Source organism: Micromonospora sp. FIMYZ51 (genome assembly GCF_038246755.1).
Classification (GTDB): domain Bacteria; phylum Actinomycetota; class Actinomycetes; order Mycobacteriales; family Micromonosporaceae; genus Micromonospora.
The window spans coordinates 4763102-4775411 of the sequence record NZ_CP134706.1 but is presented as its reverse complement, the minus strand read 5'-3'; the positions used below and the strand labels follow the sequence as shown (position 1 = coordinate 4775411).

The 12310-nt window shown below is 69.6% G+C and carries 14 protein-coding genes; 9 read left to right on the top strand and 5 right to left on the bottom strand.

The window, feature by feature from the left end; translation table 11 throughout:
• Positions 1-38: 38 nt before the first annotated feature.
• Positions 39-965 (bottom strand): NmrA/HSCARG family protein, encoded by a 927-nt coding sequence (locus QQG74_RS21340; RefSeq protein ID WP_204027301.1) that lies wholly within the window; start codon positions 963-965, stop codon positions 39-41.
• Between the two features lie 99 nt (positions 966-1064).
• Between QQG74_RS21340 and QQG74_RS21335 the strand changes: the two genes are divergently transcribed.
• The 9 genes from QQG74_RS21335 (at position 1065) to QQG74_RS21295 (ending at position 8445) form a co-directional block, all read left to right on the top strand.
• Positions 1065-1640, top strand: a complete 576-nt coding sequence (locus QQG74_RS21335; protein ID WP_341716530.1) for a helix-turn-helix domain-containing protein — start codon at positions 1065-1067, stop codon at positions 1638-1640.
• Between the two features lie 621 nt (positions 1641-2261).
• The gene (locus QQG74_RS21330; RefSeq protein ID WP_341716529.1) at positions 2262-3098 is read left to right on the top strand and encodes an aliphatic sulfonate ABC transporter substrate-binding protein; all 837 of its coding nucleotides are present in this window, start codon (positions 2262-2264) and stop codon (positions 3096-3098) included.
• The gene (locus QQG74_RS21325; protein ID WP_239093667.1) at positions 3095-3919 is read left to right on the top strand and encodes an ABC transporter permease; all 825 of its coding nucleotides are present in this window, start codon (positions 3095-3097) and stop codon (positions 3917-3919) included. Before QQG74_RS21330 ends, QQG74_RS21325 begins: the two co-directional genes overlap by 4 nt.
• Complete coding sequence (locus QQG74_RS21320; protein ID WP_341716528.1) at positions 3892-4608, top strand: ABC transporter ATP-binding protein; 717 nt, start codon at positions 3892-3894, stop codon at positions 4606-4608. Before QQG74_RS21325 ends, QQG74_RS21320 begins: the two co-directional genes overlap by 28 nt.
• Before the next feature lie 124 nt (positions 4609-4732).
• Positions 4733-4864, top strand: a complete 132-nt coding sequence (locus tag QQG74_RS21315; protein ID WP_341716527.1) for a hypothetical protein — start codon at positions 4733-4735, stop codon at positions 4862-4864.
• Positions 4861-6048 carry an SfnB family sulfur acquisition oxidoreductase gene (locus QQG74_RS21310; protein WP_341716526.1) on the top strand — a complete coding sequence of 396 codons (1188 nt, stop codon included), beginning with the start codon at positions 4861-4863 and terminating at the stop codon, positions 6046-6048. The genes QQG74_RS21315 and QQG74_RS21310 overlap by 4 nt, the downstream gene beginning before the upstream one ends.
• A 4-nt stretch (positions 6049-6052) precedes the next feature.
• The gene (locus QQG74_RS21305; protein ID WP_204014154.1) at positions 6053-7222 is read left to right on the top strand and encodes an LLM class flavin-dependent oxidoreductase; all 1170 of its coding nucleotides are present in this window, start codon (positions 6053-6055) and stop codon (positions 7220-7222) included.
• Positions 7219-7734: an NAD(P)H-dependent oxidoreductase gene (locus QQG74_RS21300; RefSeq protein ID WP_341716525.1), complete on the top strand. Its 516-nt coding sequence runs from the start codon at positions 7219-7221 to the stop codon at positions 7732-7734. The genes QQG74_RS21305 and QQG74_RS21300 overlap by 4 nt, the downstream gene beginning before the upstream one ends.
• Positions 7735-7905: 171 nt before the next feature.
• The gene (locus QQG74_RS21295; RefSeq protein WP_341716524.1) at positions 7906-8445 is read left to right on the top strand and encodes a DUF4395 domain-containing protein; all 540 of its coding nucleotides are present in this window, start codon (positions 7906-7908) and stop codon (positions 8443-8445) included.
• A gap of 3 nt (positions 8446-8448) precedes the next feature.
• On the opposite strand, the gene QQG74_RS21290 is transcribed toward QQG74_RS21295, so the two are convergent.
• Genes QQG74_RS21290 through QQG74_RS21275 form a run of 4 tightly spaced genes read right to left on the bottom strand, consistent with a single transcriptional unit; the run spans position 8449 to position 11962 of the window.
• Positions 8449-9183, bottom strand: coding sequence for a GNAT family N-acetyltransferase (locus QQG74_RS21290; RefSeq protein ID WP_204014161.1), 735 nt, complete (start codon positions 9181-9183; stop codon positions 8449-8451).
• An 11-nt stretch (positions 9184-9194) separates the two neighbouring features.
• Positions 9195-10154, bottom strand: coding sequence for a transporter substrate-binding domain-containing protein (locus QQG74_RS21285; protein WP_204014164.1), 960 nt, complete (start codon positions 10152-10154; stop codon positions 9195-9197).
• 18 nt (positions 10155-10172) lie between these two features.
• The gene (locus QQG74_RS21280; protein ID WP_204014227.1) at positions 10173-10925 is read right to left on the bottom strand and encodes an amino acid ABC transporter ATP-binding protein; all 753 of its coding nucleotides are present in this window, start codon (positions 10923-10925) and stop codon (positions 10173-10175) included.
• Between the two features lie 11 nt (positions 10926-10936).
• Positions 10937-11962, bottom strand: coding sequence for an amino acid ABC transporter permease (locus QQG74_RS21275; RefSeq protein WP_341716523.1), 1026 nt, complete (start codon positions 11960-11962; stop codon positions 10937-10939).
• Positions 11963-12310: the final 348 nt, after the last annotated feature.

Genomic DNA, 12310 nt, shown 5'->3' with positions numbered 1-12310 from the left:
CGACCTGCGGTCGTGGCGGCAACCCTGGGTCTTGTCGGTCAGGGCGCGGACCGTAGGTGTCGGTTCGCCCATTCCTCGAAGGTCGTGAGCGGGATGCCGAGTGCGCGAGCGTACTCGGGACGGGCCGGCTGTCCCACAGCCTCCGTGAGTTCGTGCCCGATGATTGCCCAGTCCGGCATGCCCGCGGCGACAGCCTCCTCGGCCGTCATGTCGGGCGCGGTCAGTTCGATGCCCAGGGCGCGGGAGAGGATCTCGGCGATCTCGCTCATCGCCAGGTAGTCGCTGGCCAGTTCCAACTCGACCCGGTCGAACCGCTTTGGTTCGGCGATCGTCGCGGCGGCGGCCCGGCCGATGTCCTCGACCGCGACGAGGGAGAGTCGGGTCTGCGGCTTCAGCACGGTCACCAGGCCGCCCTCGACGCCGCGCGGGAACAGGTACGCCGCCGCGGGCAGCAGGTTCTCCATGAAGAAGCCCGGCTTGAGGAGCGTCCAGTGTGTGAAACCGGCCTCGCGTACCCGGTCCTGGATTCCCGCCTTGGCGGTGTAGTAGGGCTCCATGGGTGCCCAGCGGCCTTCCGCCCAGCCGGGGAACTCGGTGTGCTGCCCGGCGGCGGAGACCGTGGTCTGCACGAACTGCGGTACGCCCGCGGCGATTGCGGCCTCGATCAGGTTCACGCCCTGGCGGTGCTCGCCGGGGAAGTCGAGTCCGCCGTCCTTCATCGGGGGCCTCTGGACCGAGAAGACCGCTCGGGCGCCCTGGGCCGCACTGGTCAGGGAGTCGCAGTCGTCCAGGTCACCGGTACGCAGTTCGGCGCCGAGCGCCTCAATGGTCTTGGCCCGTTCGGTGGCGGGGTCGCGGACCAGCGCCCGGACGGGTACGCCCGCGGCGAGCAGGGTGCGGGCTGTGGCTCCACCCTGCTGTCCGGTGGCACCGACGACCAGGACCGGTGCGGAATCGATGGACACATGGTCTCCTCGTGGCAGGTCAAGCTAAACGGCGGGGAACGCCGTTTACTCCTGGTGCGATACGGCGGGCCCCGCCACTTAGCAATCGTGAGGTGCCTCATGCCCTGTCAGCGAGCGGACGCTCGGCGCAACTACGCGCTCCTACTCGCCGTTGCCGAAGAGGAGATTGCCCGGTACGGCGCTGAAGCGTCCATGGAGCAGATCGGCCGCAGGGCAGGGGTGGGATCTGGCACCGTACGTCGGCACTTCCCCAACCGGCATGCGCTGCTGGAGGCGGTCTTCCGCGCCCGGATCGAGACCCTCCGCGACCGCGCCCGCGATCTCGCCGACTCGTCCGACGCCCGAACGGCGCTGCTCACCTGGCTGGGCACCGTCGCAGCTTCCGCCGCGACCATCCGGGGACTGGCGGTCGCGCTGGCCCGCAGCTGCGCGACCGAACCCGGCGCGGCGCACGCGCACTGCGCCTCCGCGCAACTCACCGAGGCCGGTGACCCACTGGTACGGCGCGCCGCCCAGGACGGCGCGGTGGCGGCCGGCGTGACCATCACGGACCTGCTCACACTGGTCACCGGTCTCGCGCTGGCGACCGAACACCACCCGGACCCGGCCGCCGAGACGGACCGGCTGCTGAACCTGGCGATAGAAGGGATCAGCCCAACGCCCCAGACCCGTTGACAGGGTCGCTCGGGTCGATCCGACCATTGGCCCCTGCGACCGACCGGCCATTCGGGCACTCAGCCTTGATCCACCGACGCCTCCTCACCCGGTCATGCTTTCCAGTCAGACCGCGTCGACGCACTCATCAACGAAGCCACGGCAGCGGTCAGCTGAGCCGTCCCGGGAGGTTGAGGCGGGGCTTGATCGCGCAGCGGACCTGCATGAGGGACTGTTGGTCGGTGGCAGCGGCCGGTAACACCGCGCGCCGAAGCGTGGGGTGACGGCGGTCATGGGAAGCGGAGTGCGCCTTCCTGGTCGTCGACGCCGAGAATGTCGTCCGGGTTGGGAGTAGGGCAGGACCTCAGCGAGCGCGGCCTCCACCGTCAGCGCGGCCGACAACCTCCGACTGTTTGGACTCGGGCCGAGCCGGATCCGGCTGACCGGCGCTGAACTGGTGAAACGCTGCGAGGCGAACGCACCTCCCATTTTTCCCATAGGTTCAGTAGACTTTGCGCCATGCACAGGTCCCTATGGCGCCGCCGCGCGCTCGCCACGTTCGGAGCAATCTTGGTCGCTGCCGGGGCGCTCACTGCCTGCGGAGATGCGGAGGACAGCGGGGGCGGTGATGGGCAGCTGCGAGTGGGTTACCAGCGCTACGGCAGTCTGAGCCTGCTCAAGGCCCGCAACGAGGCGCCTGGCGTGACCTGGTCGTTGTTCGAGAGCGGACCGGCCCTCACTGAGGCGCTCAAAGCTGGGTCGATCGACATCGGTGAGACCGGGGAGGCTCCGCCGATCTTCGCGGCCGCCGGAAAGATTCCCTTCAAGATCGTGGCGACGTCGGACGAGGTGCCGCAGGGCGAGGCCGTGCTGGTCAAGGAGAGCAGCGGGTTCCGGACGTTCGCCGATCTCAAGGGTAGGACGGTCGCGCTGAACAAGGGTTCCAACGTGCACTGGCTGCTCGTCAAGCTGCTCGAAGCCAACAACATGACCTTGCAGGACATCACGGTCCAGTACCTCAAACCCGCCGAAGGGCGACCCGCCTTCGACGCCGGGCAGGTCGACGCCTGGATCATCTGGGATCCCTACTTCGCCCTCGCCGAGCAGCCCGGCGTCAAGGTGCTGGCCGACGCGACCGGGCTGGCGAGCAACCGGCAGTACATTCTGGCCGCGCCAGACGCCGTCGAGAAGAAGACAGACCAGGTACGCGACCTACTGGCCAGGCTCAACACCACCACCGAGTGGGGCATCGACAACCCCGAGGAGCGGGCTCGGGTGCTCGCGCCCGAGCTCAAGATCCCCGAAGACGTGGCAAAACGTTCGCTGGACCGCAGCGCCAAGTCGCTGGCCCCAGTATCGCCGGCGATCGGCGACGAGTTGCAGGCGATCGCCGACGGCTTCGCCGAACTGAAGCTGATCCCCGAGCCGATCGACATCAAGGCCCGCGTCGACACCGAGTTCACCGGGGTCTTCACATGACGGAATTGGCCACCCGACCGCCGGTCACCGTGCCGAAGACCGCGCGACCGGCCGCACGGCCCCACCGTAGGCGATGGCGGCGCCTGACCACCCCCGTCGTGCTCGTCGTGCTCTGGGAGACGTCGTCGCGGGTGGGCGTGCTACCGGAGGAGAAACTCCCCCCGATCAGTGAGGTGGTACGCGCCGGATGGCAGCTTGCCGAGGATGGCACGCTCGCCACCCATCTGCTCGACTCGCTGACCCGGGCCGGTGCCGGCCTGGCGATCGGCGTTGGCCTCGCGCTGGTGCTCGGATCGATCGCGGGTCTGCTGCGGCTCGGCGATGATCTGGTCGACCCGCCGGTGCAGATGGCCCGGATGCTGCCACACCTCGCGCTGGTGCCACTGCTGATCATCTGGGTCGGTATCGGCGAGTCGCTGAAGGTCACCTTGGTGGCCCTGGGCGTGTTCTATCCGATGTACTTCAACCTCTACGCCGGCATCCGTGACATCGACGAGCGGCTGGTCGAGGCGGCACGCACCTGTGGCCTCGGTGCCGTGGCCCGCATTCGTCACGTCGTGCTTCCCGGCACACTGCCGTCACTGTTCCTCGGACTGCGCCTGGCGACCGGGGCCGCATGGCTGAGCCTGGTGGTGGGCGAGACGGTCGCCACCCAGAGCGGCATCGGTTTCCTGATGATGGAGGCCCGCGAGTTCAGCCAGACCAACGTCGTCCTCGTCGGCCTGTTCATCTACGCCCTGCTCGGGCTGCTGTCGGATCTGATCTTGCGGACGGTCGAGAGGAGGACACTGACGTGGCGACGCGGCCTACAGGCGACGTAGTCACCGCCACCGGCGTACGACGTGTCTTCGGGGACACGGTGGTCCTCGACGGCATCGACCTGACGATCGGTTCCGGCGAGGTGGTCGCACTGCTCGGCGGCAGCGGGTCGGGCAAGACCACCCTGCTGCGGATACTCGCCGGCCTCGACCAGGACGCGATAGGCGACTGGCAGGTGCGCGGCAACCTGGCGGTGGTCTTCCAGGAGCACCGGCTGCTGCCCTGGAAGCGGGTTGCCGACAACGTGGCGCTCGGTGTGCCCGGCCCCGATGTTCAGCGCCGCACGGCTGCGGCGTTGACCGAGGTCGGCCTGGCCGGCCGGGAGCGGGCCTGGCCGGCCGAACTGTCGGGCGGCCAGTCCCAGCGTGTCGCGGTGGCCCGGGCCCTGGTCCGCGAGCCGGACCTGTTGCTGCTCGACGAACCGTTCGGTGCGCTGGACGCGCTGACCCGGCTGCGGATGCAGGCACTGTTCGGCCGGTTGCGCGCCGAGCACGGTTTCGCCGCGCTGCTGGTCACCCACGACGTCGAGGAAGCGCTGCTGCTCGCGGACCGCACGCTGGTCCTGGCCGGGGGCCGGGTCGTTGACGACACACCGGTGCCGATGACTCATCCGCGTGCGCCGGATGACCCTGGTTTCGGCACGCTGCGCCGGCACCTGCTCGACTGCCTCGGTGTACCGGCCGCAGCCTGACGGCCGGCATCGGGTGGTCACTCCGTGAAGGGCCGGCAGCGGTGGTGCACGCACGTTCGCCCGCAACTGCCGTGCAGGGCATGCGCCACCCCCATCTCAGACGACCAAGGAGTGATCCATCACCATGGGCGACCGCATCACGGTCACGAAGGACTGCCGGATCGTCGAGCACGGCACCAGCGAGGACGTCATCGCAGCCCCTCGGCATCAGTACCCGCAGTGGTTCTGCACCGCGGTGCCATGGGAGTCGGCATGACGAATGTTCCCGTCCTGTCCTCGGCGCAGGCGATCGCGCTCGCCGCCGAGTTCGCCGCCGACTTCTCCCGGGACGCGGCCGACCGCGACGCGCGACGCGTCCTGCCGCTGGCGGAGGTCGACAGACTCAGCGGGTCCGGGCTGCTGGCCATCACCGTCCCCGCCCGGCACGGCGGGGCCGACCTGCCGGTGGAGACGGTCGTGGAGGTGTTCCGGCTGCTGTCGGCCGGCGACCCCAACATCGGCCAGATCCCGCAGAGCCACTTCGTCTACGTCAATCAGTTGCGACTGCGGGGCACCGACGGCCAGCAGAAGCTCCTCTTCGGCGAGGTGTTGACCGGCGGCCGGTTCGGCAACGCGCAGTCGGAGGCCAACACCCGACACGTCCGCGACATCACCACCACGTTGACGGCTGAGGCCCCCGGGCGGTGGCGGCTCAACGGCCGCAAGTTCTACGCCACCGGCGCTCTGCTGGCGCACCGGATTCCCGTCCTCGCTCACCTCGGGCCGGACGGTCCGCTGCACGTCGCGTGGGTGAGCCGCCACGACGAGGGCGTCGAGGTGATCGACGACTGGAACGCGTTGGGCCAGCGCACCACCGCCAGCGGGTCGGTGGTGCTGCGCGACGTGGCAGTACCCGACGACCTCGTCACGCCGCTCGCGCTCACCTTCGACAAGCCGCAGACCTACGGCGCGTTCGCGCAGGTGCTGCACGCGGCGATCGACGCCGGAATCGCCCGGGCGGCACTGCACGACGCGGCGTCGTTCGTGCGGGAGAAGAGCCGACCCTACCCGGACGCGCACGTCGACCGGGCGGCCGACGACCCCCTGGTGGTACGCGCCTTCGGGGAGGTGGAGCTGGCCGTGCGCGGCAGCGAGGCGCTGCTGGCCGAGGCGGCCCGGGCCATCGACCGGGCCAATGCCGACCTGACCGCGCAGTCCGCGACGGCCGCGTCTCTGGCTGTCGCTGCGGCCCGTGCGGCCACCACCCACGCGGCCCTGGAGGCGAGCAGCCGCCTGTTCGAGGTGGCCGGCACCCGGTCCGCAAGCGCCAGCCACAACCTTGACCGGCACTGGCGCAACGCGCGTACCCACACCTTGCACGATCCTGCGGCGTGGAAGCTCCAACACCTCGGTCGCTGGGCCGTCGACGGCACCCCACCCCCCAACCACGGACAGGTGTGAGCTCATGACCGATCTGAAGTTCCATTGGTTCCTACCGACGAACGGCGGCGACGGCCGGCAGATTGTCGGCGGCGGACACGGCACCCCGGCCGACGTGGGCGCCCGGGCAGCCTCTGTCGCCTACCTCGGGCAGATTGCCCGCTCGGCGGAGCAGTTGGGCTTCGAGGCCGCGCTGACCCCCACCGGCGCCTGGTGCGAGGACGCCTGGATCACCACCGCGATGCTGAGCAGCGTGTCGGCGCGGTTGAAGTTTCTCGTCGCGTTCCGGCCCGGCCTCACGTCGCCGTACCTCGCCGCGCAGATGGCCGGCACTTTCCAGAACCTCTCCGGCGGCCGACTGTTGCTCAACGTGGTCACTGGGGGCGAGAGCCACGAGCAGCGGATGTACGGCGACTTCCTCGACAAGGACGCCCGCTACCAGCGCACCGGAGAATTCCTGGAGATCGTCCGCGCGCTGTGGTCGGGCAAGCCCGTTGACGTCGAGGGCACCCACTTCCAGCTCGCCGACGCGGTCCTGACCCAGATCCCCGACCCGGTGCCACGCGTCTACTTCGGCGGCTCGTCACCGGCGGCTCTGGACGTGGCGGCCCGGCACGTCGATGTCTACCTGACCTGGGGTGAACCTCCGGCCGACGTGGCCAAGAAGGTGCGCCGGGTCCGCGAGCTCGCCGAGCGGCAGGGCCGGACCCTCGCCTTCGGTCTGCGGGTGCACACCATCGCCCGCGACACCGCCGAGGAGGCCTGGGCGGAGGCCGACCGGCTGCTGTCCGGCATCTCCGACGATCAGATCCGCCAGGTCCAGGCAGGCCTGCGCCGTAGCGAGTCCGAGGGCCAGCGCCGGATGCTCGCCCTCAACGGCGGCACCAAGGACGGGCTGGAGATCCATCCGAATCTGTGGGCCGGTGTCGGGCTGGTACGCGGCGGCGCCGGCACCGCGCTCGTCGGCGACCATCAGCAGGTCGCCGACCTCATCGAGCAGTACGTCGAGGCGGGGATCAGCGAGTTCGTGCTCTCCGGCTACCCGCATCTGGAGGAGGCGTACCAGTTCGGCGAGGGCGTGCTGCCCGAGCTGTCCCGCCGCGGTCACTGGCAGCACCCGGCGCCCGTCCGGCAGGCGGCACCCGCAGTACCCTTCGGCGCGGCACCGGTCGCGGAGAAGTCGGTGACGCGGTGAACGCCCGGATCGCGGTCGTGGTCGGTAACCCTCGATCGGCCAGCCGAACCCTCGCCGCGGCGAGGTACGTCGCCCGGCAGCTCGCCGGCCGCGAGCCGGATCTGACCGTCGATCTCGCCACCCTGGGTCCGGCCCTGCTGGACTGGGACGATTCCGGCGTGGCCGCCCTGGTGGCCGAGGTTGGTGCGGCCGATCTCGTGGTGGTGGCGAGCCCGACGTACAAGGGCACCTACACGGGTCTGCTCAAGCTCTTCCTCGACCGGTTCGCTGGCGGGACCGGGCTGCGCGGGCTCGCCGTCCCGCTGCTGGTCGGCGCTGCCCCGCAGCATCACCTGGCCGCGGAGCTCACCCTGCGGCCGGTGCTCACCGAGATCGGCGCGACCGTCCCCGGGCGTGGACTGTTCGTCATCGACCGTGAGCACGACGAGCCTGCGGCCTACGCTGACTGGCTGACGGCCACGCGCCCGGTCGTCGCGGCTTTCCTCAGGGCCCGCCACGAGGCAACCACATGACAGCGTGACGCGACGATGCTCGCCGGCGACCCCGCCAGGTGCTGCTGCGGCTGCATGCCGTCCGTGGCGGGCTGGTCGACACCTCGCCGCTGGTCTGTCAGCGCAGCCGTCCGACCGGCTCCCGGCGATCAGACTACTCAATCTATCGGAATAGGAGATATTGTCTCGCCTGTGACCAGCGCGTTCTTCAGTTTCCCCAACCCCGTGAACGAGGTGTCCGCCCGGCTCGTCGCCGGTGGGGTGGTCATCCTGTCCACGGTGACGATCGTGCTGGATCAGCCCTGGCTGACCGTGCTGATCGCGTACGGGTTCGTCGCGAGGGTGCTCGCCGGTCCCAGGCTCAGTCCTCTCGGCCTGCTCGTCACACGGGTGATCACGCCGCGGCTACCGGTGCGGGCCAAGCTCGTCGCCGGACCGCCCAAGCGGTTCGCCCAAGGGATCGGCGCTGTGCTGACCCTGACCGCCGCTGTGCTGGCGCTCGGGTTCGGACAGCACCTCGCGGCATATCTCGTCCTCGGTGCGGTGATCGTGGCGGCGACACTCGAGTCCGTGTTCGCGTTCTGCGTGGGCTGCGCGATCTTCGCGGGGCTCATGCGGACCGGATGGATCCCCGAGGCGGTCTGCGCCGAGTGCAACGACATCTGGAGCCGCGTGCCGGCGGACGGAGCGACTGACGGAACGGAGCGCTCCACGACCACCTCAGCGGGCTGAGGGTCATGGGTCGGCCGCCTGTCCGGCCGGCGGCGCGCCGGGAATCCGTACCGCCCGGAAGCTCGTCGTCCGGCGGAGGGTGAAGCCGATGTGTTCGTAGAGTCGGATAGCGGCGAAGTTGTCGGCGGTGGTGTGTAGGAACGGGGTCTCGCCGCGGGCCCGGATGCCGGCGGCGACCGCGCGGACAAGCCGGGTGGCCAGGCCCTGGCCACGGTGGTTCGGGTCGGTGCAGACGGCGCTGATCTCCGTCCAGCCGGGCGGGTGGAGGCGTTCGCCCGCCATCGCCACCAGCTGCCCGTCGCGGTGGATGCCGAGGTAGGTGCCGAATTCGATGGTGCGCTTGCGGAACGGGCCGGGCGCCGTGCGGGCGACCAGGTCGAGCATCTCCGGTACGTCGGCCGGTCCGAGCGGCACCGCCTCGACGTCGCGCTCGGCGCGCAGCCCGGTGTCGACGAGTTGGACGCCGGGAATCGTGAAGATGACCTGCCAACCCGACGGCGGCGCCGAGGTGACGCCCGGCAGCGCCACCTCGGCGCCAGGGCCGGCCAGTTCGCCCAAGTCGGCCCAGGCGCGTCGGTCCGGCTCAGCACGCAGGGTGGCGAATCCGGCGATGTCCGGGTGGAACCGGGCGGCCCGTCCGCGCACTTCGCCCAGGTGTGCCTGTGGGCCGTTCAGCGCGGCCCACACCGGGTTGTCCAGCACGTGCGTCGTCGCCTTCGGGCCGTACCGTGTCGTCATCACTTGGTTCCTCACGTGCGGGGGAGACCGGGCGGGTTCACCTCGGACGTGGGAATCGCCTCGCTGGACAAGTTCCAGCGCCTGAGCACCTCGGCATACCGGCCATCCCGGATCACGGTGTTCAGTGCCTCGCTGAGGGCGGTCGCGAAGCCGTTGCCCTTCTTGGTCATCGCGGCGATCTGCGCGGGCACCTGTCCACCACCGGGAACGACACCGACCACCTTGGTCTCGCCGCTGACCGCCGCGTGGTAGACCACCGAGGGGTTCGGGCCGAAGTAGGCATCGATCTGGCCGGAGCGGAGCGCGAGCTGGTATTCGGTGGGACGCTGGTAGTACACGATCTTGGCGGCCGGGAGGCCGGCAGCCTTGTTCTGCGCGTCCCAGCGCAGCAGCACCTGCTCCTGGTTGGTGCCGGAACCGACGGAGACGGTCAGCCCGGCGATGTCCGCCGGCTTGTCGATCTTTTCGATAGCGCCGTCCTTCTTCACCTCCCAGCCCAGCGAGTCGACCCGGTAGGAGGCGAAGTCGTAGATGTCTTTGCGCTCCTCCGTGACGGTGATGTTGGAGAAGCCCACCTCGTCCTGACCGGACCGGATCACCAGGAAGAGGTTCTCCCACGAGGTGGGGCGCAGGTCGAGCTCCAGGCCCAGCACGTCGGCGACGAGTTGGGCGATGTCCGGCTCGACGCCGATAAGCGTGCGGTCGTCGTCGGCCCGGAAGGCCAGCGGCGGTGAACCTTCCCCGCTCACACCCACCGCGAGCCTGCCGTCGGCGCGGATCGCCTCGGGCACCTGGACGGCGATGGCGTCGACCTTCGCCGCCCGTATCCGCTTCTGGTCGGGACTTGTGTTGATCTTCTGGGTGGTGCCGTCGGGGGCGTCGACGGCCACCGCGTCGATGTCATCCGGTGTACCGCAGGCGGTCAGCGCGAGCAGGGCGACGAGTGCGGTGGCGGCGAGGCGTCTGGACATGACGGACTCCTTTGCGGGTCAGAGGACCTTGGCGAGGAAGGCCTTGGTGCGTTCGTGACGCGGATGGTCGAGTACCTGTGCTGGCGGGCCCTGCTCGACGATCAGCCCGTCGTCGACGAACACGACGGTGTCGGCCACTTCGCGGGCGAAACCGATCTCGTGGGTAACCACGATCATGGTGGTGCCGCGGAGGGCGAGATCGCGCATGACGTCGAGGACCTCGCCGACGAGTTCGGGATCGAGCGCCGAGGTGGGTTCGTCAAAGAGGACGACCTTCGGCTCCAGCGCCAGCGCCCGGGCGATCGCGACCCGCTGCTGCTGGCCGCCGGAGAGGCGGCGCGGATAGGCGTTGGCCTTATCGGACAGGCCGACCCGCTCCAGCAGCAGCAGCGCCTTTTCGGTCGCCTCCCGGCGTGGTTTTCGCTGGGCGGCGACGGGCGCCTCCACGACGTTCTCCAGCGCGGTCAGGTGCGGGAAGAGGTTGAAGTTCTGGAAGACGAAGCCGATGTGGGTGCGCTGGCGCAGCACCTCACGCTCCTTGAGCTCACGTAGCCGCCCGCCGGAGCGCCGGTAACCGATCAACTCGCCGTCGATGCGTACGTAACCCCTGTTGAGCCTCTCCAGGTGGTTGATGCTGCGCAGCAGCGTCGACTTGCCCGAGCCTGACGGCCCGAGGATGACGACAACCTCACCGGCGCGGACCCGTAGGTCGACCCCGCGCAGCACGTCGACGGGCCCGAAGCTCTTGTGGATGCCCTTGATCTCCACCATCGCCGTCGTGGTCACGGTGCCTCTTTTCCGGTCAACTCGGCGTCGAGCCGCTGGCGGTCGGAGCGGCGCCGGCGGCGCTCCGCGTCGAGCTGGGCAGCGGCGGCGCGTACCCGCTGCCACGGCGTGGGCGGCAGCATCCGCACGGCGCCTCGGGCGTAGTAGCGCTCGACGTAGAACTGGGCGATGGAGAGCACGGTGGTGAGCAGCAGGTACCAGATCGCCGCCACGAGCAGCAGCGCGATCACCCGGCCGTTTCGCGCGTAGATGACCTGTACCTGGTAGAAGAGCTCGGGGATGGCCATGATGTAGACCACCGAGGTGCCCTTGACCAGCCCGATGATCTCGTTGCCGGCGGTCGGGATGATAGTTCGCATCGCCTGTGGCAGCAGGATCCGGCGAATCTGCCGGCGGCGAGGGATTCCGAGTGCCGCGGCCGCCTCCAGTTGGCCCTGGTCGACGGAGAGGAAGCCGGCGCGGACGATCTCCGCGCAGTAGGCCGCCTGATGCAACGCCAGGCCCAGCGTGGCAGCGGTCAGTGGCCCGACCAGGTCCTGCGTCCGGAACTCCCAGAACGAGGGCCCGAAGGGGATGCCGAGGGAAATGCGGTCGTACAGCAGGGCGAGGTTGAACCAGAAGAGCAACTGCAGGATCAGGGGTACGGAACGGAACAGCCACACGTACCCCCACGCGAACGCCTGCAGTAGCGGGCTGGGGGACAGCCGCATCAGCGCCAGCACGGTGCCGAGCGCGAATCCGATCAGGATGCCGAGCGCGGTCAGCTGCAGGGTGACGCCGACCGCGCGGAGGATGGTCTCGTAGAACAGGTACTGGCTGACGACATGCCACTCCCACGCCGGATTGGTGACCAACGCGTGCAGCGCCATCGCCAGCAGCACAGCCGTGACGCCGCTGGCCACCCACCGCCAGGGATGACGGGCCGGCACCACCCGCAGGCTCGCGACCTCGGAGCCGGGCTCCGCGTCGGCTGTCCCGATCGGGGAGAACCCGCGGGTCGCCGGCTTGCCATCCACCGTCATGTACCTAGTGTTTCTACCGGATAACTAGGAAATCAAGACCCCTGGCCGGATCTGGAGCATGATTCGGGGCTCTGGCCGACGGCGCTCGTCTCCCAGCTGCGGCGGAGTGGCCGCTGGATGGGCTGCGCCCGATCACCTCACGTGCGGCGAGCGGGCTACGTGCCGGCGGTGTGCCGTCCCAGTGACTGAAATCCCTATTTAGTCCGTAGGTTTTAGGGGTTATCGTGAACGGCATGGTCAGCCAGCGCACCCCGCTCGACGGCACCGCGGTCGCGGTGTCGCGGGGATGCTGTCGTGGCTGGACCGGCGCGCGCGGCTGCTGCCGTTGAACGCGCAATCCTGATCCGC